At 59.0% G+C, this 21,552-nt stretch carries 23 protein-coding genes; 17 read left to right on the top strand and 6 right to left on the bottom strand.

Annotated elements, in window-relative coordinates:
• Nucleotides 1–67 precede the first annotated feature (67 nt).
• From ACN082_RS00535 to ACN082_RS00510, 6 genes are all read left to right on the top strand, one after another.
• The gene (locus tag ACN082_RS00535; protein WP_419098903.1) at nucleotides 68–439 is read left to right on the top strand and encodes a hypothetical protein; all 372 of its coding nucleotides are present in this window, start codon (nucleotides 68–70) and stop codon (nucleotides 437–439) included.
• Nucleotides 436–1,089: a DUF6286 domain-containing protein gene (locus tag ACN082_RS00530; protein WP_419098902.1), complete on the top strand. Its 654-nt coding sequence runs from the start codon at nucleotides 436–438 to the stop codon at nucleotides 1,087–1,089. The genes ACN082_RS00535 and ACN082_RS00530 overlap by 4 nt, the downstream gene beginning before the upstream one ends.
• Before the next feature lies 1 nt (nucleotide 1,090).
• A complete protein-coding gene (locus ACN082_RS00525; protein ID WP_419098901.1) occupies nucleotides 1,091–1,708 on the top strand; it encodes a hypothetical protein in 618 nt (205 codons plus the stop codon).
• A gap of 100 nt (nucleotides 1,709–1,808) precedes the next feature.
• Entirely contained in the window at nucleotides 1,809–2,372 is a 564-nt protein-coding gene (locus ACN082_RS00520) for an RNA polymerase sigma factor (protein WP_419098900.1), read from the top strand.
• Nucleotide 2,373: 1 nt separating this feature from the next.
• Nucleotides 2,374–2,946 carry a hypothetical protein gene (locus ACN082_RS00515; protein WP_419098899.1) on the top strand — a complete coding sequence of 191 codons (573 nt, stop codon included), beginning with the start codon at nucleotides 2,374–2,376 and terminating at the stop codon, nucleotides 2,944–2,946.
• A complete protein-coding gene (locus tag ACN082_RS00510; protein WP_419098898.1) occupies nucleotides 2,939–3,349 on the top strand; it encodes a hypothetical protein in 411 nt (136 codons plus the stop codon). The genes ACN082_RS00515 and ACN082_RS00510 overlap by 8 nt, the downstream gene beginning before the upstream one ends.
• 37 nt (nucleotides 3,350–3,386) lie before the next feature.
• Here the strand turns inward: ACN082_RS00510 and ACN082_RS00505 are convergent, their stop codons facing one another.
• Nucleotides 3,387–4,346, bottom strand: a complete 960-nt coding sequence (locus ACN082_RS00505; RefSeq protein WP_419098897.1) for a helix-turn-helix domain-containing protein — start codon at nucleotides 4,344–4,346, stop codon at nucleotides 3,387–3,389.
• Between the two features lie 148 nt (nucleotides 4,347–4,494).
• Here ACN082_RS00505 and ACN082_RS00500 point away from each other — a divergent pair, with 148 nt between their 5' ends.
• From ACN082_RS00500 to ACN082_RS00480, 5 genes are all read left to right on the top strand, one after another.
• Nucleotides 4,495–5,910, top strand: a complete 1,416-nt coding sequence (locus ACN082_RS00500) for an aldehyde dehydrogenase family protein (RefSeq protein ID WP_419098896.1) — start codon at nucleotides 4,495–4,497, stop codon at nucleotides 5,908–5,910.
• Nucleotides 5,911–6,175: 265 nt separating this feature from the next.
• Nucleotides 6,176–7,507: an MFS transporter gene (locus ACN082_RS00495; protein ID WP_419098895.1), complete on the top strand. Its 1,332-nt coding sequence runs from the start codon at nucleotides 6,176–6,178 to the stop codon at nucleotides 7,505–7,507.
• A gap of 176 nt (nucleotides 7,508–7,683) precedes the next feature.
• The gene (locus ACN082_RS00490; protein WP_419098894.1) at nucleotides 7,684–8,892 is read left to right on the top strand and encodes a thiolase family protein; all 1,209 of its coding nucleotides are present in this window, start codon (nucleotides 7,684–7,686) and stop codon (nucleotides 8,890–8,892) included.
• Between the two features lie 62 nt (nucleotides 8,893–8,954).
• A complete protein-coding gene (locus ACN082_RS00485) occupies nucleotides 8,955–9,653 on the top strand; it encodes an enoyl-CoA hydratase/isomerase family protein (protein ID WP_419099437.1) in 699 nt (232 codons plus the stop codon).
• A 9-nt stretch (nucleotides 9,654–9,662) separates the two neighbouring features.
• A complete protein-coding gene (locus ACN082_RS00480) occupies nucleotides 9,663–10,529 on the top strand; it encodes a 3-hydroxyacyl-CoA dehydrogenase family protein (RefSeq protein ID WP_419098893.1) in 867 nt (288 codons plus the stop codon).
• A 171-nt stretch (nucleotides 10,530–10,700) separates the two neighbouring features.
• Here the strand turns inward: ACN082_RS00480 and ACN082_RS00475 are convergent, their stop codons facing one another.
• Nucleotides 10,701–11,120, bottom strand: coding sequence for a hotdog fold thioesterase (locus ACN082_RS00475; RefSeq protein WP_419098892.1), 420 nt, complete (start codon nucleotides 11,118–11,120; stop codon nucleotides 10,701–10,703).
• 146 nt (nucleotides 11,121–11,266) lie between these two features.
• On the opposite strand from ACN082_RS00475, the gene paaZ reads away from it, so the two are divergent.
• A complete protein-coding gene (gene paaZ / locus ACN082_RS00470; protein WP_419098891.1) occupies nucleotides 11,267–13,348 on the top strand; it encodes a phenylacetic acid degradation bifunctional protein PaaZ in 2,082 nt (693 codons plus the stop codon).
• 134 nt (nucleotides 13,349–13,482) lie between these two features.
• Here paaZ and ACN082_RS00465 read toward each other — a convergent pair whose 3' ends face one another.
• The 4 genes from ACN082_RS00465 to ACN082_RS00450 all read right to left on the bottom strand — a co-directional run bounded on the left by ACN082_RS00465 (nucleotide 13,483) and on the right by ACN082_RS00450 (nucleotide 17,264).
• Nucleotides 13,483–14,109, bottom strand: coding sequence for a TetR/AcrR family transcriptional regulator (locus ACN082_RS00465; RefSeq protein WP_419098890.1), 627 nt, complete (start codon nucleotides 14,107–14,109; stop codon nucleotides 13,483–13,485).
• Nucleotides 14,110–14,186: 77 nt separating this feature from the next.
• A complete protein-coding gene (locus ACN082_RS00460; RefSeq protein ID WP_419098889.1) occupies nucleotides 14,187–15,560 on the bottom strand; it encodes a phenylacetate--CoA ligase family protein in 1,374 nt (457 codons plus the stop codon).
• A complete protein-coding gene (locus ACN082_RS00455; protein ID WP_419099436.1) occupies nucleotides 15,557–15,973 on the bottom strand; it encodes a PaaI family thioesterase in 417 nt (138 codons plus the stop codon). The genes ACN082_RS00460 and ACN082_RS00455 overlap by 4 nt, the downstream gene beginning before the upstream one ends.
• A 217-nt stretch (nucleotides 15,974–16,190) precedes the next feature.
• On the bottom strand, nucleotides 16,191–17,264 hold the full coding sequence (locus ACN082_RS00450; protein WP_419098888.1) for a 3-hydroxyisobutyryl-CoA hydrolase: 1,074 nt from the start codon (nucleotides 17,262–17,264) through the stop codon (nucleotides 16,191–16,193).
• A 296-nt stretch (nucleotides 17,265–17,560) separates the two neighbouring features.
• Between ACN082_RS00450 and paaA the strand changes: the two genes are divergently transcribed.
• The 5 genes from paaA (at nucleotide 17,561) to paaE (ending at nucleotide 21,539) form a co-directional block, all read left to right on the top strand.
• Nucleotides 17,561–18,565, top strand: coding sequence for a 1,2-phenylacetyl-CoA epoxidase subunit PaaA (gene paaA, locus ACN082_RS00445; protein ID WP_419098887.1), 1,005 nt, complete (start codon nucleotides 17,561–17,563; stop codon nucleotides 18,563–18,565).
• Nucleotides 18,566–18,567: 2 nt separating this feature from the next.
• Nucleotides 18,568–18,879, top strand: coding sequence for a 1,2-phenylacetyl-CoA epoxidase subunit PaaB (gene paaB, locus ACN082_RS00440; protein WP_419098886.1), 312 nt, complete (start codon nucleotides 18,568–18,570; stop codon nucleotides 18,877–18,879).
• Nucleotides 18,876–19,703, top strand: a complete 828-nt coding sequence (gene paaC, locus ACN082_RS00435; protein WP_419098885.1) for a 1,2-phenylacetyl-CoA epoxidase subunit PaaC — start codon at nucleotides 18,876–18,878, stop codon at nucleotides 19,701–19,703. Before paaB ends, paaC begins: the two co-directional genes overlap by 4 nt.
• Before the next feature lie 73 nt (nucleotides 19,704–19,776).
• Entirely contained in the window at nucleotides 19,777–20,373 is a 597-nt protein-coding gene (gene paaD, locus ACN082_RS00430) for a 1,2-phenylacetyl-CoA epoxidase subunit PaaD (protein WP_419098884.1), read from the top strand.
• A 14-nt stretch (nucleotides 20,374–20,387) separates the two neighbouring features.
• Complete coding sequence (gene paaE, locus ACN082_RS00425) at nucleotides 20,388–21,539, top strand: 1,2-phenylacetyl-CoA epoxidase subunit PaaE (protein ID WP_419098883.1); 1,152 nt, start codon at nucleotides 20,388–20,390, stop codon at nucleotides 21,537–21,539.
• Nucleotides 21,540–21,552 lie beyond the last annotated feature (13 nt).

The raw sequence follows: 21,552 nt of genomic DNA, 5'->3' as shown, positions 1-21,552 counted from the left end.
CCAGAATTCCAAATTCATGCGCAGGTGGTTACTCAACCACCTGCGCATAGGATAGATCAGGCTTTTAATGAATAAAAATACCACCGATAGCGGCCCCGGTAGCACGAGAGTACGCAAGAAAGCTCTTGTCTCTATGTCTCATGCGGTAGCGGCTCAGGAACTTGGTGTGCCCTCCGATCATGTCCAGTCATCAATTTTTGATGATGCTGGCAAGCTGGGGGTAGATATCAACCTTGACTACCCGCTTGGCCCAATCCATGATGCAAAAGCTCTTGCTCAAGGTACCCACGGGCAGGGAACTATTTTTGATCTTCTTGCCCAGGCGCGGGCTCGTATAGCCCGGCAACTTACTCAGCTCTGTGGCTCAGAAGTGGGATCAATCAACATAGCACTCGATGGAACAACTAGCCCCAGCAGTGATAAGGCAAGGGTGCAATGAAGCAACAAAACTCTACACCACAGCATCAGCAGACCTCAGGCCAGGTTGACCAGGCCTCTTTCATCGGTTCACGGCAAGAAGCTGGCCCTTATGAGCGCTTACTGGCCCGCCAGGAGACTCACTCATCCCGCTGGCTGACCACAGTCATTGTCAACACTGTACTCATTTTGAGCCTTTCCTGGCTGGGTACAGAACTTGTTCTTTCCGCCCTGGGCCAACCTCCCCTCCTCATCACCGGCGAGGATCTCTTTTCAGGCTTCTTTAAGCTCGATGAGCTTCTCAGCCCTCTTTGGGGCGTCATCATTGGGGTAGTTCTAGTTCTGCTGGGGCTGGTATTGCTTACCCTCAGCCTCCGTCCGGGGCGCCTGAGCCGCCACAGTGCTCGTTCAGGGCGCTTCGCTATGGTGGTTGATAATAAAGCCCTGGCCTCATCCATCAGCGCAAGTGTGCGTGCTCGCACCGGCCTTGACCAGGACCAGGTAGTAACCAGTGTTAGCCCTCGTCAGATTAAAGTTACTGTAACGCCGACCTCTGGTAGGCCGCTTGATCAGCAGCAGGTGCATGAACTGGTTAAGCAGACAGTAGCCAACTTAGCCTTGCAGGATCAGCCGGGTACCAAGGTAGTTATTGAGAAGCAGGGAGCTATATAAAATGGGTAACACTCCCAGAAAACTAAACCGTTTCTTTCTAGCTGTGCTGGGGTTGGTCTTACTTGTCCTAGGGCTTGTGAGCCTTTGCCTTCCCCTTGTGCCCCAAGCTCGAGATCTATGGGCCGAGTATGTACAGCCCTTGGAGGAACCTGCCCGAACTGCCTTCGATAGGGTTGCCTTCAACACCGTTGACGGTCAGACAAGCCTACTGACTCTGCTTTTTGTTCTCTTGCTTCTCTTAGTTGTAATCGCCCTCATTATGGGAATAATTGCTCAGAAGCCTAAGAAATCAAAGACCCTGCTCAGTCAGCAGGACACCCAGACCGCTGGACGAACCACTATCTCCGATAAGTTCATCAAGCAGGCCATCACCGATGGCTTTGAAAGTCACCCCGACATCCTCTCGGTATCCGTCAGCTCCCAGGAACTCAAGCGCTCCTCAGCCTGCTCGGTCAAACTTGAGGTCAGACAGGGTGCTGACATCGCCAGCCTCGAAAAAAGGGCAGCCCAGGTTGTTGCGGGCTTAGATCAGCTTTTGGGTCACAAGATTCCCTTACTGGTCCGAGTGACCGGTGGACTGCGGTCCACCTTCGCAGACGAGACCCAGCGGGTTCGGTAAAATAAATTGTCTCTAAATTCTAAGCGCGGTGCACTGTCCCCCCAGAGCATCGCGCTTAGCCATAGGGGGTTTCCCCCGTCAATACTTTCAGGAGTCTGTAGTGACAGAACTGAGCAACCGTCACCTCGCGGAGTTAGCGCCAAGCCTACTTCTGCAGCGAGCTGTTGATGGTGACTCGCAGGCTTTCCGCTTGCTGGTACAACCATATTTACCCATGATGCGGGCCTATGCTATTCGACTAACCGGTAACTCAGCGGATGCGGATGATGCCCTCCAAGATTCTCTTCTACAGGCCTGGCAAAAGCTTGATACCCTCCAGGATCCCGCTCAGTTTAAAAGCTGGGTGATGAAACTGACCGGTCGCAAAAGTATCGACCTGCTCAGGAAGCGCAAACCTAACGCAGATATCGATGACTACCACCACCTCAGTGATGGTTCAGCAAGTCCTGAGGACCTTGCAATGAGCCGCTCTGAGATTGATACGCTCAGCCAGGCCCTCAAGAAACTACCGGTAGATCAGCAGCGAGTCTGGATCATGCGTGAATACGGCGCCTGTAGCTACCAAGAAATTGCTCAGTCCCTGGGGATGAGCACACCCAGCGTCCGGGGCAAACTCGCACGTGCACGGGCCACACTCCTCGAAGAGATGGAGGGAAAGAACTAAAATGACTAACTGCAGTATTCCTCTAAGCGCCCTGAGCAGCTGGGTTGATGATTTAGAGACAGACTCACAGAAGCCACAGCTAACACGTCATATTGATTCATGCCCGGAGTGCGACCGCAAAGTCGCCTCTCTTCACAAGCTTCACTCCCTCGCTAGCCAAGACTTTGACCACGAGGTTAAAGAGCTAGAGAAGGATTTGAGCTGGGCGGAGAACCTCCTGAGCAATCTGGTTCTAGAAGCCAAGGCAGGCCGTTCAATCCCCCTACCCTCACCACACCAGGCTGTACGCATCCGCCAGGACGAAGGGGCGGTTGTGGCAGCTGTAAGAGCTGTTGCAGATGAACTTGATGAAGTAATCATCGGCCAGTGCCGGCTAGAAGGTGACATTGAGACCCCAGGGGCTCCTGTGAAAGTCAATGTGACAGCATCTGTTCAGATAGGTCTGGTTATCCCAGATTTGGCCCAAGCCCTGCGCTCTAGTATTCAGGAATCACTGGAACGGTGCAGCAAGCTTAATATTGTCGCAATCAATATCACGATTCAGGACCTTCATGAAAAATCCCTCAATGACTAGCCCAAGTGCGCCCATCCAGGAAATCTACCTTGAGCCTGCTGATGCCCCGGCCTCTCAGGAACAAGAAGGGGCTAGTAAACCTCACGACAGGAGCGCTGGGGAGCTTGACCTTGACCGCTTGCGGCAGCTAGTTCTGCAGGTTCCAGGGGCTCATAAGCTATACCCGCGTACTCCTTACCTGATAGACCTGGTCCGTGCCCCGCTCTTGACGGAAGATACCGAAAGGGCCCAAGCTTTAGAGCACGACGCTGAGCAAGCCAGCTCCCTGCCTGCCCAAGTCAAGGTTAGATTGGGTATCAGTGCAAGCCACAATGTAGTTGAGGTTACCCAAGAGGTGGGGTTAGCCCTAGCTGCCGAGCTACCCGGCCACCCTATCCATCTTGAAGTCGTTAGTTGCTCATAAGCTGACTCTGAGGTTCTCCGTTTGATACCCGGTCTAGCTAGCCAAGAATCTGTGAACGGTAGGCTGAGGGACTTAGACCGTACTGAGTTTTAAAGGCTTTGCTCACATAGGAGGGATCAAAGAGGGCGTAGCGGGCGCTGATGGCCTGCACGGACTCTGCCCTGTAGCGCGGGTTTGCTAGGTCCTCTCGGATTCTTTCCAGACGGCGGACACGAATAAAGGCAGAGACTGTCTGCTGGTGGGCTGAAAAACGGCTGTGGAGTTGGCGTAGAGAAATATAGAGAGCTTCAGCTATTTTGCTGGGGCCTAGATCTGGGTCGTCCAGGTGCTCCTCTATGTAGGCTACTGCTCGGTGATATATTGTGTGCGCCGGTTGACGCCCAGCTTGTGTAGACTCAGCAATCATAACTGTAATGACCATCTCTAGGGCAGAGCGTACCAAGGCTAAGGCGTGAGGCCCTCCTAGCTCCTCCAGATTGGTCGCTAGCTGCTCAAAAAGCGGAACCGCGAATTTCCCAAGCCCCTGGGATTCAGAAACCGGAGTGGCCGTTATCAGGTCGGTATATTCAGGGCTGAGGTGTACGAAGCTCTGCGGGAAAAGTACGACCAGGCTACGTTGGGGACCGGTGTAATCAAGTCGATAAGGACGCTTGGTGATATAGAGAGCAAGGTCGCCGGGGTTAAGGGTGCACCTACGGCCGTCCTGGCTTACCTGGGATTGTCCCTCTAATTGCAGGCTGAGTTTGCAGTAGCCGCCCTGTACCTGCTCTGAGGGCTCAGGGTCCCTGCTAACTGAATGGGCCGGTGTGCGCATGTCCAAGAGCATAATTTCCCCCAGGGAGGCAGTGCGAGCGCTGGCCCTAAAGCTACCTGGGTTGGGTGCTTTGATCTCCAGGGGGCCAAAAGTCTCCCGGACCCGCTCAACCCACTGGGTAAAGCCCATAGGGTCGTGGTGCCGAAAGTGGTAGGGGGAAGACTGCTGAACGGGCTGGCGCATGGATTACCTTTCTGGGGGGCTTCTCACACTTTAGCGGAAGTGAGGCGTAGCACACCAGGCCAAGGGTTGTGCGCTCCCCACCTAACGCAACCCTGCAGCCCAATCCCACCATGGATATAACTGTTCATACATAACTAAGGAGCTGACAGTGTCGTCACTACCCACCACCTACCAGGAACTTCTTGAGCGCGTCACCACCGGTGGCAGCCGAGAGGTTTTTGACCCGGCAACCGAAGAGCTCATTGGTCTTGCACCGGTGCAGGGCGAAGACGTCCTCAACGAGCTGGTCGAGAAAGCCCGGGCGGCCCAGCCAGCCTGGGGTGCCCTCTCGCACGCTGAGCGTAGCGACTACCTGATGAAGATGGCTGATGCCATTGAGGCAAGCGCTGAGCCGCTGGCTGAGCTCCTTTCCAGGGAGCAAGGCAAGCCCCTGAACGGACCTAACGCCCGTTTTGAGGTCGGTGGTTGCGTGGCCTGGACCCGGGCTACAGCCTCCTTTGCTATGGATGAGGAGGTCTTGGTAGATGATGAAGAGACACGGGCTGTCCTCAATTATCGGCCTATCGGTGTAGTAGGTGGCATTGGCCCCTGGAACTGGCCGCTGATGATTTCTATCTGGCAGATTGCCCCAGCCCTGCGTATGGGCAACACTATTGTGCTCAAGCCCTCTGAGTACACCACTTTGAGCGTGCTGGCCCTGGTAGAGATTATCAATACGGTCCTGCCCGAGGGAGTGGTCCAGATTATTGCCGCTGATCGCGGTGTCGGTGCAGCTATGAGCACCCACCCCGGCTTTGACAAGATTACTTTCACCGGGTCTACCGCTACCGGTAGAAAAATTGCTGCCTCGGCAGCAGATACACTCAAGCGGCTCACCCTGGAGCTTGGTGGTAATGATGCCGGTATCGTTCTTGATGATGCTGACCCCAAGGCTATTGCTGAAGGTCTCTTCTGGGGAGCCTTTATTAATACCGGCCAAACCTGCGCCGCTCTGAAGCGTCTCTACGTACCCGACTCACTCTATGATCAGGTCTGCCAAGAGTTGCTAGCTGTTGCCCAGCAGATGCCTATGGGTGTTGGTCTGGACGAGCAGAATGTTCTGGGGCCGCTTCAGAATAAGGCCCAGTACGATATTGTTGCTGATCTGGTCCAGAAAGCTAAGGACTCTGGCGCCCGTATTCTGCTGGGTGGGGATCCCGACGAGAGCGCCAAGGGTTTCTTCTACCCCACTACCTTGGTTGCAGATATTGATGGCGATAATCCTCTGGTGGTTGAGGAGCAGTTCGGCCCGGCTCTGCCGATTGTTCGTTACTCCACCCTGGAAGAGGCCATTGAGGAAGCCAACAAGCTGGATGTAGGGCTGGGCGCTTCGGTCTGGTCTCCTAATATTGAGCGGGCCCGCGAGGTTGCGTCCAAGATTGAGGCCGGTACCGTCTGGATTAATAAGCACGGCGCTATTGATCCCCGTATTCCTTTTGGTGGTATCAAGCAGTCTGGCTACGGCATCGAGTTTGGTGTTGAGGGGCTCAAGCACATGGGCCTACCCCAGGTTATTTGCGAGTAGGGCGCCATCATTTTTTGAGGGCCCCGGCCTATCTCCTTGTGGAGCGGGCCGGGGCCCTTGTGTACCGCGAGCCCACCCTATGAGGCAAACCTTCGGGTGAGGGCAGTCCGTCACCCTGCCTGACCTTATTTACTGACCAAATGGTAAAAAAATAGTGCGCCCCGGGTGTGCCAAGCCCAGTTTTCATATATGATTTCTTGCAAGGCACTGTGATGCCCGCCTCATAAAGGCCCCTGACTTGACCATGACACACAAGGAGACGCAGATGTCTTCACCCGCCACAGCACACAAAATAAATAAAGAAGAAAGAAAGGTCCTCGCCGGAACCCTCATTGGCACAACCATTGAGTGGTATGACTTCTTCATCTACGCCCAAGCAGCCGGCCTGATCCTGGCCAAACAGTACTTCACACCCGAAGGTGAGGACAACACCCTAGCCCAGATCGTCGCCTGGGCCTCCCTAGGTATCAGCTTCATCTTCCGCCCCCTGGGGGCAGTAGTAGCCGGGCATATCGGCGATAAGTTCGGCCGCCGCATCGCCCTGGTCCTGACCCTCCTGCTCATGGGGCTAGCAACCGTAGGTGTAGGCTGCGTACCCACCTACGCCCAAATCGGCATAGCCGCTCCCCTACTCATCGTCCTGCTGCGCATTATTCAGGGCTTCTCTGCCGGTGGCGAATGGGGCGGTGCGGCCCTCATGTCTGTAGAACACGCCCCCCGCCACCGCCGCGGCTTCTTTGGCTCCTTCCCACAGATTGGCGTGCCCCTGGGCATGATTCTGGCAACCCTGGTCAACCTGCTCCTCAACGCCATCCTCACCGAAGAACAGTTCCTAAGCTTCGGTTGGCGCATCCCCTTCTGGTCCTCCATCATCTTGATTTTGGTTGGCTTCTACATCCGCCACTCGGTTGAGGAATCCCCCGTCTTCAAGGAGATGCAAACCCTCAAGAAGAAGGAATCAGCACCCCTGAAACAGCTCTTCAAGAGCAACAAGCGTGAGGTCATCCTGGCCGCCTTAATCTTTATCGCCAACAATGCCGCAGGCTACCTGGTGATCGCCTTCTTTATCTCCTACGGCGTCAAGAACCTGGATATGAGCCGTGGACAAGCCATGACCGCAGCCATCATTGGTGGCCTCAGCTGGCTTATCTTCACCATGGTGGGCGGCTGGATGTCTGATACAGTGGGCCGCGTTCGAACCTTCCAAATCGGCTATGGTCTTATGGCCCTGTGGGCTATTCCCATGTGGTTCCTGATTGATAGCGGCAACTTTGCCCTCTTCACCCTGGCCATCCTGGTACTTACCCTGGCCCTGGGCCCCTCCTACGGCCCCCAGTCCGCTATGTATGCTGAGATGTTCCCTGCCTCCGTCCGTTTCTCAGGTATCTCCATTGGCTATGCCATCGGTGCGATTCTCGGCGGTGCCTTTGCCCCCATGATTGCAGAGATGATTCTCAAGCAAACCGGCCAGTCCTGGATTATTGGTCTCTACATCGCCCTGCTAGCGGTCGTCTCCCTGATTGCCGTCAGCAAGGTACCTCGAGGGATCCAGGAGATAGATTTGCACCCAGCAGATGAAAGCTCCCGGGTTCACTAAGTAACACTTGAGCACAGTAACCGCCAGCCCCCGACCAGAGGGCTGGCGGTTGGCTTTAAGACCGCCCAGCATCCAACCACAAGACTTGACCTAAGTCACATAAAATGACAAGATTTATTGAACGATTGGTCAGTTATTTGGCTCTATGACTCATGCCTTCTCACAAAGGAGTAAGAATGTCCCAGACACCCCAGGCCTATCTCGTGGGAGGCTCCCGCACACCCGTTGGCAGGTATGGAGGCGCCCTGTCCTCCATCCGGCCCGATGATCTGGCCGCCCTGGTCATCAAAGACCTCGTCGAGAAGACCGGCATAGACCCCGCCACTATTGATGAGGTCATCCTGGGCAACGCCAACGGCGCAGGTGAAGAAAACCGCAACGTTGCCCGCCTGGCCTGGCTACTGAATGACTACCCCGATACCGTCCCCGGGATTACCGTCAACCGCCTCTGCGCCTCCGGCATGAGCGCCATTACCCTAGCGGCCCAGATGATTAAGGCAGGGGAAGCTGACCTGGTCATAGCAGGCGGCACCGAGTCTATGTCGCGGGCCCCCTGGGTCATGGAAAAACCGGCAACCGCTTTCGCTAAGCCCGGCCAGGTTTTTGATACCTCTATCGGCTGGCGTTTTATCAACCCGGCCTTTGCCAGCCGTGACAAGTTCACCTACTCCATGCCCGAAACCGCCGAGGAAGTAGCGCGGCAAGAGGGCATCAGCCGGCAAGACTGCGACGCTTTCGCCCTCCGTTCCCATGAGCGCGCCCTGGCAGCTATCAAGGACGGTCGTTTCCGTGACGAGATTGTCCCTGTCACCGTCCGGGATCGTAAGGGGCGCGAAACCCTTGTTGACACCGATGAGGGGCCCCGCCCAGGCACCAGCACAGAGGTGCTGGCCTCCCTGCGCCCGGTAGTGAGCGGTGGGTCAGTAGTAACAGCAGGTAATTCGTCCTCCCTCAACGACGGTGCTTCTGCAATTTTGGTTGCCTCCGAGGCCGCCCTCGAAAAGTACGGGCTGACCCCGCGCGCCCGCGTGGTGACCGGTACCAGCGCCGGCCTTGCCCCCGAAATCATGGGCCTAGGCCCGGTCCCCGCTACCGAGAAGGCGCTGGCACATGCAGGCTGGTCTGTAGCCGATCTTGACGCTGTAGAACTAAACGAAGCCTTCGCCAGCCAGTCCCTTGCCTCCATACGTCGCCTGGGCCTCAACGAAGAAATCGTTAACAAGGACGGTGGGGCTATCGCCCTGGGCCACCCGCTGGGATCCTCCGGCTGCCGTATCGTCATCACCCTCTTAGGTCGCATGGAGCGGGAGGAGGCCCAGCGTGGCCTGGCAACCATGTGTATCGGTGTAGGCCAGGGCGCGGCCCTGCTACTGGAAAGGGTCTAAGCGTGTTTGAACATTTCACCGCCCTCACCCTTGAGGAAAGCCAAGATCGCCTGCTGGTGCGCATGAACCGCCCCCAGGTACGTAACGCTATTGACGCAACCATGGTCGCTGAGCTCCACGAAGTATGCGCCTATCTGGAAAACACCCCCAAGATTCTGATTCTGACCGGCTGCCAGGTAGAGGGACGGGGCATTTTTGCCTCCGGTGCCGATATCGCCCAGTTGCGTGAACGCCGCCGGGACGATGCCCTGCGCGGAGTTAACTCGCAGATTTTTGACCGCATCCATAAGCTCCCTATGCCGGTCATTGCCGCTCTTGACGGCTACGCCTTAGGCGGCGGGGCGGAACTGGCCTACGCCGCCGATTTCCGGCTGGGAACCCCCTACATCAAGATGGGTCAGCCAGAAGCCAACCTGGGTATCATTGCCGCCGCAGGTGGTTTGTGGCGGCTCAAAGAGCTGGTCGGTGAGCCGGTGGCCCTGGAGATCCTGCTGGCCGGGCGTATCCTCAATGCCCAGGAGGCCCTGGATTTGCACCTGGTCACAGAGCTGCACGAACCGGATGACCTGCTCCCCGCTGCGCACGCCCTAGCCGACCGCATAGCCGCCCAGGACCCCCTGGCTATTCGCGTCACCAAACGGGTATTTGCCGCCCCCCGGCAGGCCCACCCGCACATTGATGAGCTAGCCCAGGCTATCTTGTTTGAATCCCAGGCCAAGTTTGACCGCATGCAGGCCTTTTTAGACCGCAAAAAGAAGTAGAGGTGTCCTATGACCGAAATTCACGAACTTAAAGTACCCGCCCGCGTAGGCGTGCTGGGCGGCGGGCGCATGGGTGCCGGCATCGCCCACGCCTTCCTGCTGGCTGGGGCGCAGGTTCTGGTGGTGGAGCGTGACGAGCTCAGCGCCCAGGCCGCCCGCGAGAGGGTCGAACGTGACCTGGCTAAGTCGCTAGAGCGCGGCACCTTCGATGGCAATTTGGATGAACTGACCGAACGTTTGAGCCTCTCTCTGAGCTACGCTGATTTTTCTGACCGCCAACTCGTCGTAGAAGCCGTACCCGAAAACTGGGACCTGAAAGTCTCGGCCCTGCGCGCGGTAGAGGAAGAGCTTGATGAAAGCGCATGGTTGGCCTCTAATACTTCATCGCTGTCCATTGATGGGCTGGCAGAATCACTAGAACGGCCAGCTCACTTTATTGGCCTGCACTTTTTCAACCCCGTACCGGCTTCACAACTGGTGGAGGTAGTGCAGTCTAAGCATTCCTCCGATGAACTCAAAACCCTTGCACGCACCTGGGTTGAGGGCCTGGGCAAGACCCCCGTGGTGGTCAATGACGCCCCAGGGTTTGCGTCCTCCCGCCTGGGTGTGGCTATCGCCTTGGAGGCTATCCGCATGGTTGAAGAGGGCGTAGCAAGCCCTGAGGATATTGATAACGCTATGGTGCTGGGCTACAAGTTCCCCATTGGTCCGCTGGCTTTGACCGATGTGGTGGGCCTGGATGTGCGCCTGGGCATTGCTGAGTACCTGGAATCGCAGCTGGGTGAACGTTTCGCACCCCCGCAACTCATGCGCGACATGGTGGCCCGTGGCGAGCTAGGCCGTAAAAGCGGTAGGGGCTTCTACGACTACAGCTAGGTGCCTGCCCTTACGCTGAGGCCCGGTCTTCGAGAAGCCGCAACAAGTCAGCTTCCGGAGAACCGGGCGGGGCTGACGCGTCTGGGCATCCATCTTTCCAGCGGGGCACCCATTTTACGGACCCGGCAGAAATTTGCCGGACCCGCCCGGGCGGGCTACTTTATAAAGAAACTACCCCTTGATGAAGTTGGTGATTCGCAGGGTGCAGAGCCGGTCCCCGCTCTCCTGGTGGGTGATGATAACTTCGTGGGTGGTCAGCGAGCGCCCCAGGTGAATGGCCTGCGCTACTGCGCGCACGGTACCGGCCCGGGAGGATTTGTGGTGGGTGGCGTTGACATCTACACCTACAGCGACCTTGCCCATGCTGGACGCATGAATAACGGCTGCCCAGGAGCCCACGGCCTCGCCCAGGGCAAGCATGGCTCCACCATGCAGTAGCCCCAGCGACTGACGGTTCCCCTCAATGGGCATAGTGGCAACAACCCGCTGAGCCGACTCTTCGAGTACTTCCACACCCAGTTTTTGATCCAGCTCCCCCAGCCTAATCTTCCAGAGTTCCGCCTGGTCGGCGGAGCGTGCATCCTGAGTCATGCTTTTGTTTTCCTTTCTGCCCGGCGGGCTGGGCACTTTCTTTCAAGTGTGATGTGAACTATAGTTTATAGCAATAACTGAACGCTCGGTCACTTATTTGCCGGGCTGTCCCTAGCGTTACCACCTGACCGAGCAAAGGAACCCCCATGACGAGCACTGCCCCTCTAGTCCCCAGCTTCATCAAGGGTAACTGGTGGGTGCCCCAAAACCCCTCCAAGGCCCAGGACGTCCTCAAGGCCGTCACCGGTGAGGTCATCTACCGGGTTTCCACCGAGGGCATCGACACCGCCGGGGCCATCGACTACGCCCGCACCGTGGGCCAGGCCAACCTCAGCGCACTAACCTTCCATGAACGCGCCCTGATCATCAAAGAGCTGGCCCTGCACCTGGGCAAGCACAAGGAGGAACTCTACGCGCTCTCCTTTGCCACCGGCGCAACCGCCCGCGACCACTACATCGATGTAGACGGCGGTATTGGCACACTCTTTACCTTCTCGTCCAAGGGCCGCCGGGAACTGCCCAACGCCCAGGTCATTATTGATGGTGCCCTGGAACCGCTCTCACGCGATGGCTCCTTTATCGGTGAACATATCTACACCACCCTGCCCGGTGTTGCGGTAGAAATTAATGCTTTCAACTTCCCCATCTGGGGGATGCTCGAGAAGTTCGCCCCTGCCTTTATTGCCGGGATGCCCACCATTGTTAAACCAGCCACCCCCACCGGCTATGTTACTGAGGCCACGGTGCGCATCATGCTGGATTCCGGCCTGCTACCGGAAGGCTCCCTACAACTCATCTCTGGCTCTGCCCGCGATCTGCTGGATCATCTGGACTACCGGGATCATGTTGCTTTCACCGGTTCAGCTGCCACAGCGCAGACTCTGCGTTCCCACCCCAGCGTCCAGACTAAGGGACTGCACTTTACTGCCGAGACTGATTCACTCAACGCCGCGATTCTGGGCCCGGACGCTACCGCTGATACCCCGGAGTTTGAGGCCTTTATCAAGTCGGTCATGGTGGAGATTACCGCTAAGGCCGGTCAGAAGTGTACGGCTATCCGCCGGGTGCTGGTCCCGCAGGGACGTGCCGGTGAGGTTGTAGAGGCTCTTGCCGCTAAAATTTCGGGCCGCGTTGTAGTGGGCGATCCACAGGCTGAGGGCGTGACCATGGGTTCCTTGGCTTCACCCGAGCAGAAAGCGGAGGTCAGCGCAGCGGTAGAGCGGCTGGTTGCCGCAGGCGGTCAGGTCGCCTTCCAGGGGCAGGCCCCCGAGGGCCCCTCCTTCTACCCGGTGACTGTGCTGACCTTTGCTGATGCTCGAACCCCTGAGGTTCACGCGGTAGAGGCTTTTGGGCCGGTGACCTCCGTACTTGAATACCAGGATGTAGCAGAAGCGGTGGAGCTGGCAGCCCTGGGCGCTGGTTCCCTGGTTGCTACAGTCTGCACCCACGACGATGCTGTGGCCCGCCAACTGGCTTTGGGCATTGCCGCCCACCACGGGCGTGTACTGATTCTAGACCGTGAGGACGCTAAGACTTCTACGGGGCATGGCTCCCCGGTGCCTCATCTGGTTCACGGTGGGCCGGGCCGGGCCGGTGGCGGTGAGGAGCTGGGCGGTGTGCGCGCTATCAAGCATTACATGCAGCGCACCGCCCTTCAGGGCTCACCCAATAAGCTCACTGCCCTGACCGGGGTCTGGCATAGCGGGGCGGATGCTCGCACGGTGACTCGTGCCCAGGTGGAGGCCGGGCAGGGGGTCCACCCCTTCCGCAAGTCTCTGGCGGAGCTGGAGATCGGGGATCAGTTCGCTTCTGACCTGCGCACGGTGACCCTGGAGGATATCACGGCGTTCGCGCAGGAAACCGGGGATATGTTCTACGCCCACACCGATGAGCAGGCAGCTACCGCTAACCCCTTCTTCCCGCGCAGGGTGGCTCACGGCTACCTGCTGGTTTCGTGGGCGGCAGGCCTTTTTGTGGACCCTGCACCGGGCCCGGTACTGGCTAACTACGGCTTGGAGAATCTGCGCTTTATCACACCGGTCACCTACGATGACGCTATCCGGGTGACACTGACCGCTAAGAAGATTACTCCGCGCGTTACCGACGACTACGGCGAGGTCACCTGGGACGCTGTTCTGCACAATCAGAAGGACGAAGTCGTCGCCACCTACGATGTGCTCACCCTGGTCGCTAAAACCTGGCCTATGCAGGAGATGAGCGAGGACTAAAAACTCTCAGTACTAGAGACGGGAAACGGGAGGGGCCGGTTGCACAAGACCGGTGCCCCTCCTAGCTCTTAGCTGGGATCGTGAGGTAATGAATACTCAGTTTGACTACTTTCTTTCCCCTTCTAGCTTGGGCCTTAAGGTTCAACCGCAATGCCCCGGAAGGCCATGTCGACTACGGCGTCGGCCAGGGTCTCAACATCCCCTCCGCGATCCGGGTCGTACCAGACCGCCAGGGAGTTAATCATGCCGAAAATCAGGCGGGCCAGGGTGCGGGCGTCCGCGCTTTCCCGCACCTGCCCCGCCTGCTGGGCCGCCGCGACCAGGGCGGCAAGGCGCACGGTCAGGGCACGGCGCTTATCCAGGGCCGCCTCTTGCACCGGGGTGTTGCCCTTGAGCCTGAGGAGCAAGGTGACCGAGGGCAGGTGTTCAGCGAGCACAAAGACGGTTTGACGGACCACAAACTCTAGGCGCTCTCTGGGGTCAGCTTCTAGCACCTCACCGGCTTCAAAAACCTCTTCGAGGGCATCGAGGGCCCGGTCCAGGGCCGTGCGCAGGATCTCCTCTTTGGATGTGACATGGTGGTAGATTGCGCTCTTAGTCAGCCCCAGCCGTTTAGCCAGCATGTCCATGCTGGTGGCGTCGTAGCCGTGCTCGTTGAAGGCCTCAACGCAGACCCGCAGTACCTCTTGGCGGTCGTAGCCGGGGCGGCCTCGTTTGACACGGGCACCGGTCTGAGTGGTGACGGTAGGCTGAGCGCTCACGGGTGGTCCTCTCACATCAGCAGTAGGGAGCCCCCATCTAGCGGGGGCTCCCTACATGCTAACTTAAGCGGACCAGCCTACTCATTGCCCTTGGGCTTGTTACGGTAGTCGTAGATACGGCGAATCTTACCTACCGAGCGGGGCAGAACCTCCGGGTCTAGCACCTCAATCTGGCAGGTGGAACCAATCTTGGTTTTGATATCGTGCAGGAGCCGCTTGCCGGCCTCCTGGGCGGCTTCGAGCGTGACCTCTTCGCGGCGTTCAATGCGCACAGTCATCTCGTCCATACGGCCCGGGCGGGTCAGTTCCAGGGCAAAGTGGGGCGAGAGCTCAGGCTGCTGCAGGGCGAGCTCTTCCACCTGGGAGGGGAAGAGGTTAACCCCGCGCAAGATAATCATGTCATCGCTACGACCGGTGATGCGCCCCAGGCGGCGGTGGCCGGGGCGGGCGCTACCGGGCAGGAGGCGGGTTAGGTCGTGGGTGCGGTAGCGGATAATGGGCAGGGCCTCTTTAGTCAGGGAGGTAAAGACCAGCTCACCGGGGCGGCCCATATCCAGCACAGTGTCATCAAAGGGGTCGATGATTTCGGGGCGGAAATGGTCCTCCCAGATGTGGGAGCCGTCTTGGGTTTCAAAGGACTCCCCGGCCACACCGGGGCCCATGACCTCAGATAGCCCGTAAATGTCGCAGGCTTTGAGGGTTCCGAAGGTCTTTTCAATCTCGTAGCGCATTTCCGCAGTCCAGGGCTCGGCACCAAGCACAGCGGTTTTGAGGGAAGTTTCTTGCGGGTCAATCCCCTGTTTACGGAAGGCATCTGCAATGGTCAGCAGATAGGTCGGAGTTGAAAGGATGGCATCGGGTTCAAAATCTCGGATGAGCTGAACCTGCTTCTCGGTCTGGCCACCGGACATGGGGATAACGGCAGCACCCAGGCGTTCGGCCCCGTAGTGGGCACCCAGCCCACCAGTGAAGAGGCCGTAACCGTAGGCGTTGTGCACCTTGTAGCCGGGTTTAATGCCGGAGAAACGGAAGCAGCGGGCCACCAGGGAGCTCCAGGTGGCAATGTCGTTTTCGGTGTAGCCAACCACGGTGGGCTGGCCGGTAGTACCCGAGGAGGCGTGGATGCGGCGGACATCACTCATGGGCACCGCGAAGGCTTTGAAGGGGTAGGCCTTGCGGAGGAACTCTTTGTCGGTGTAGGGGAAGAGTTTGAGGTCGTCGAGTTCTTTAAAGTCGCCGGGGTGAACGCCGTGGGAGTCGTAGAGTTCCTTGTAGGCGGGGACGTTCTCGTAGGCGTAGTGCAGGGTCCAGCGCAGGCGCTCAAACTGTAGGGCTTCGATCTGGTCCCGGCTGGCCAGCTCTTCGGGGTCGGGCTGGGCTGGGTCTGTGGCGCGGGGTGCGGGGCTGTAGGGGTTCTCTACGCTACAGGTAGAGTGCGGGGTGGTGCTCATGCTGGGTGTCCTTCCGTGGTGGGAGCTGGAGGGGTGATTGACCGCCCGCGCCCGCGAAACTCAGCGATGAGCTTCTGCTTGCAGGTGACGGTGACATCGACCAGGCAGGTTCGCCCGGTGCGGTGGGTGAGTGTGGCTTCTGCTTGCAGGGTTTGCCCTCGGTAGGCCGGTGCAAGGTAGTTGATGTCCACGCCTGTTCCGACCGTGATGCTTTGGGCTAGTTCCTCTGGGTCACTGCTGTTGCAGGCCAGGGCAAAGGCGGTATCTGCGAACGCGAAAGTCATGCCCCCGTGCACCATGCCGAAGCCGTTGACCATTTCGTCTCGGATGTCCATTTCGATGATGGCATGGCCTGGCTCAACGGTGAGCAGGCGGATGCCCATCCAGTGACTGGCCTGGTCCTGCTTGAGCATGGGGTGCTGGGGGGCCACATAACCTCCACAAGAATTTAGTGACCATTCGGTCAGTTATTGTTTAGACCCACTGTTTCACATTTTAGTGAGATGTGCAACACTCTAGGGGGTCTTGTTATCCGGCACCGCAAAGCCCTCTACAGACACAGAGCGTAGGAGAATAGCCCCCACCTGCCCCCGAGGGTTTAGGTGACCGCACCCCCTCTCCTCTCCTCTCCTAAACCAGCCCCAGCTCCCCCGCATCGGTTGGCTCAAAGAAGGCCAGGACCGTGCCCCCGCCCACCTCTTCAAGGCGAGCGGGGGACCAGGCCGGGTTCCGGTCCTTATCAATGACCTGGGCGCGAATCCCCTCACTCAAATCGTGCCCTTCCATAGCCCTACAGGTGGTCACAAAATCCTGATTGAGGGTCTGAGCCAAGCTCTGGGTGGCGGCACGGCGTACCGCCTCCAAAGCCACCTTCATGCCCGTGGGGCTATTCTGCTCCATAGCCCCCAGAACTCTTGTAGCAAACTCAGCGCTCTCTCCCCCAGCCGCAACCACCTGCCGCACGCTCTCCCTGATCTGCTCTACCGAATCAGCGGCAAAGGCCTGCTGCACCCAGGCGGCCTGGGCAGCCAGCGGGGAAGCGCCAGCGTCAGCCTGCATCCCGGCCAGCACACCGTCAACCTCAGAACTGTCAGCCACCCCAGATAGCGCTCCCACCAGGTCATCAACCCTGGCTGAGGGAATAAAAAAGTCAGCCAAGCCCACTGCTAGGGCATCGGCCCCGCCCACATGCAAACCAGTCAGCGCCATCAGCACCCCCAGATGCTGAGGTGCCCGGGCCAGAATATTAAGAACACCTACATCCGGGCTAAAACCAATCACCGTTTCGGGCATACCGGCGCGGGTCCGCTCAGTCACTAAACGGTGAGAACCGTGGGCAGAAACTCCCAGGCCCCCGCCCAGCACCAAACCGTCCATCAGGGCAATATAGGGCTTAGGGTAGCGGGAAAGTCGCAGGTTGAGAGCGTACTCGTAGCGAAAGAACTCCACACCCTCCTGCGGGGCATCCTTCATGGCCCGGTAGAGAGCTACGATATCTCCCCCGGCGCACAGGCCACGCTCACCAGCTCCGCGCACCAGCACGGCACACACGCCCGGATCAGCCTCAAACCGATCCAAGGCCGCATTCAGGCCCTGCATCATCTGGTAGTTCAAGGCATTAACGGCACGGGGCCTATTGAGGGTAATCACCCCCAGGCTCCCGCACTGCTGCACCAGAAGGCTCTGATCTGCTACGTCCACCATGATCTTTCCTCTCAATGATTGGGCCCAAGACCCAGCCGCCAGGTCGGCCACACTGCCGCCAGCGGGGGCCTGTCTCTAGCCCCGATAAATACTTTTCGCCACTGCCCACTCTACCCACCTCTCTCTGAGCAAGACAGCGTCAGTTCACACCCCCAGAGAGAAAACCCATCAGCTGGCCCGGCACGCCACCCGGTTTCTTGACCGTGACCCACGAAACACTATATTCTGAACGAACGGTCAGTAATTATTTTTGACTGGGGGAAGCCCCTCCCCCACACCCCGCAAGGAGCCAGCCCATGACCACAGAGACAACTAACCCTCACCTCACAGCAGTAGACCAACCCGCACCAGGGGACACCAGCACCGAGCAGGCCTACTTTGACCAGCTCATCGCAGAGGACTCCCGCGTCGAACCCCGCGACTGGATGCCCGAAAAGTACCGCAAGACCCTCACCCGCCAGGTCTCCCAGCACGCCCACTCCGAAATCATCGGCATGCAGCCCGAAGCCAACTGGATCACCCGCGCCCCCTCCCTCAAACGCAAGGCTATCCTCATGGCCAAGGTGCAGGATGAGGCCGGACACGGGCTCTACCTCTACTCCGCCGCTGAAACCCTCGGCACCCCCCGCCACATCCTCAACGAACAACTGCTTGAGGGCCGAGCCAAATACTCCTCCATCTTCAACTACCCCGCCCGTACCTGGGCTGACATGGGCGCTATCGGCTGGCTCGTCGATGGAGCCGCCATCTGCAACCAGGTCCCCCTCTGCCGCGCCTCCTACGGCCCCTACGGGCGAGCTATGGTCCGCATCTGCAAGGAAGAATCCTTCCACCAGCGCCAGGGCTGGGAAATTCTCTACGCCCTCTCCCACGGCACAGAAGCCCAAAAGAAAATGGCCCAGGACGCCGTCAACCGCTTCTACGGTCCCGCCCTACAAATGTTCGGCCCTCCGGATGCCGACTCCCCCAACTCCCAGCAGTCCATGGCCTGGAACATCAAACGCTTCTCCAACGACGAGCTACGCCAGCGCTTCATTGACATGCTGGTCCCCCAGGCCGAGGCTCTGGGCCTGACCCTGCCCGACCCGGACCTCAAATGGAACGAAGAGCGCGGCCACTACGACCACGGCCCCCTGGACTGGGATGAATTCCACTCCGTAATCTCCGGGGCAGGCCCCTGCAACGTCCAGCGTATGCAACGCCGCCGCGCCGCCCACGAGGAGGGCGCCTGGGTACGCGAAGCAGCCGCCGCCTACGCACGCAAAACAGCAGAGCAACACGCAGAACTCCTGGGAGCATAAAGATGACCGAGAACATCACACACCTACCCGACTCCAACGAATGGCCCCTTTGGGAAGTCTTCGTCCGTTCATCACGCGGCCTCTCCCACGTTCACGCAGGCTCCCTGCACGCACCCGATGCCACCATGGCCCTGCGTAACGCCCGTGATCTCTACACCCGCCGCAACGAAGGCACCAGCATCTGGGTGGTCCCTGCCCAAGCAATCCTGGCCTCAGACCCCGACTCCAAGGGCGGCTTCTTTGAGTCGGCCCAGGGTAAGAGCTACCGCCACGCCACCTACTACACCACCAGCGAGGGGGTTAAGCACCTATGAGCATGGCCTCCTCAGACTCAGCAACCCACCACAGCCAAGGAGAATCAATCCTGGCTGAGGACATCACCGCCTCCGGAGTGCAGGCCAGTGATGCAGTAGCCCGCTACGCCCTAGCCCTGGGCGACGACGCCCTCATGCTAGGCCAGCGCCTCTCCCACTGGATCTCACGGGCACCAGAACTAGAAGAAGATATCGCCCTGGGCAACATCGCCCTGGACCTGATTGGGCACGCCCGCTTCTTCCTGACCTACGCAGGAACAGCCTGGGGCAAGACCGAAGACGACCTGGCCTACTTCCGCGACGAAGAAGAATTCCGTTCGGCCCGCCTGACCGAGCAGGAAAACGGGGACTTTGGGCAGACTATCGCCCGCCAGCTCATCTTCTCCTACTACCAGCACGAGCTCTACTCCCAGCTGGTCAACTCCCAGGACCCCACCCTGGCCGCCATTGCCGCCAAGGCCCTGAAAGAAGTGGCCTATCACCAGGACCACGCCACCGCCTGGACCCTGCGACTGGGCATGGGCACCCAGGAGTCAAACCGCCGTATGCAGGAGGGCCTCTACTACATGTGGCCCTACATTGATGAGCTCTTCTACGACTTTGACCCGGTAGACCAACTAGCGGGTATCGCGGTGGCCCCCTCAAGCCTGCGCCAAAGGTTCCAAGAGCGCCTGCACACCATCATCGGTGAAGCTCAGCTAGAGGTGCCCAACCTTGATCAGGCTCGCGGCGGCGACCGCTCCGGAGTCATGAGCGAACACCGCGGGCACATCCTGGCAGAGATGCAGGTACTGGCCCGCGCCCACCCCGGCGCCACCTGGTAAAAACCGGGAGCACCCCGGTGCTCCCGGCCCTACCGCCCCCGCTAGCTGACCACACGCACAAGGAGGTGCCCCGATGACAAACGCTAGCCAAGCCGCTAGCGCCGGAATTGACTTCAGCTTCGGCTTTGACCAGGACTCCGGCTACGCAGCCCCGCCCCGGGAGGCCGAAAGTGCCGTCCCGGCGCCCGCCGGCTCTGACGCTACCCTATGGGAGCTAGCCGCCAAGGTAGCTGACCCCGAAATCCCGGTACTCTCCATAGCCGACCTGGGCATCCTACGAGCGGCCCGCTACGGCAAGGACGGCCAGCCAATAGTCGTCATCACTCCCACCTACTCCGGGTGCCCGGCCATGGAAAGTATTACCGCCAGCATCCGCCAGGTCTTCACAGATCACGGCCAGCAGATACCGCAGGTGGAGCTGGTACTCTCCCCGGCCTGGAGCACCGACTGGATGAGTCAGGCAGGTAAAGACCGCCTGGCAGAGTACGGTATTGCCCCACCCAGCGGGCAAGCCGCCGCGGGGCCGGTGACCCTGGGGCTGGCGGTCAAGTGCCCCCGCTGCCACTCCCTAGCTACCAAAGAACTCACCCGCTTTGGCTCCACTTCCTGTAAGGCTCTCTACCAGTGCACCGCCTGCTGCGAGCCCTTTGACTACTTCAAGATTCACTAAGGACTGCACCCGCTATGACCGAGACACCCACCCGCCGCCGAGCCAGCTTTAACAGCTTGACCGTTGCCGGGGTACGCAAACTCACCAAGGACTCCGTTGAAGTGACCTTCTCCGTGCCCGATGACCTGGTAGAAGACTACAACTACCTACCCGGCCAATATGTAGCCCTGCGCGCACAGATTGATGGGCAAGAGGTTCGCCGCTCCTACTCCATCTGCGCCGAGCCTACCCCCGGTGAAATTAAGGTCGCCATCAAAAGGGACTTCGGCGGTCTTTTTTCTAACTGGGCCAATGACACCCTCACCCCAGGGCAGATCATCGACGTCATGAACCCCCAGGGGGCCTTTGTTTCTCAGAGCACCGTCACCAGCCTTAACGACCCCCAGCACATAGCTCAGGAGGCGGATGCCAACGGGGGGCAACACCTGGTAGCCTTTGCCGCTGGCTCCGGCATCACCCCCATCATGGCTATCGCCCGGGCTGTACTTTCGGCCAGCCAAGCCAGCACCTTTGACCTGGTTTACGCCAACAAGTCCGCCCTGGATGTCATGTTTGCCGAAGAAATCGGGGACCTCAAAGACCGCTACCCCACCCGCTTCGCGGTTCACCATGTGCTCTCCCGCGAACAGCGCATCAACCCGCTCATGAGCGGCCGTATTGATGATGAGAAGCTCCAGGCCCTACTCGATCACGTCATCCAGGTAGACAGGGCCGATGAATGGTTCCTCTGCGGGCCTTTCGAACTGGTCCAGCTCTGCCGGGACACCCTGGCCGAGCGTGGAGTGGATCAGGACAAGGTACGTTTTGAGCTGTTCACCACCGGTAAGCCAGAGAAACCTGCTGGCCAGCAGGGCCGTTCCGTGGAAACAGACCCGGACGGTAAAAACTACTCCATTTCTTTCACTCTGGATGGAACCTCAGCTTCTGTGGAGTCCCCTGTTTCAGCCCATGAGACCCTTTTGAACGCAGCCTTGCGGGTACGCCCGGATGTTCCCTTCGCCTGCGCCGGCGGTGTCTGCGGCACCTGTCGGGCTAAGGTCATAAGCGGCCAGGTGGATATGGACGAAAACTACGCCCTGGAAAAGGACGAGGTAGATGCCGGCTATATTCTCACCTGCCAGTCCCGCCCCTGCTCCGATGCTGTCAGCGTGGACTTTGACGCCTAGGAGGGGTAACCAT

It is taken from the genome of Rothia sp. CCM 9417 (genome assembly GCF_048513575.1).
In the GTDB taxonomy this organism is placed as follows: domain Bacteria; phylum Actinomycetota; class Actinomycetes; order Actinomycetales; family Micrococcaceae; genus Rothia.
The sequence above is the reverse complement of the archived record's forward strand: the minus strand, read 5'-3'. Positions and strand labels throughout refer to the sequence as shown.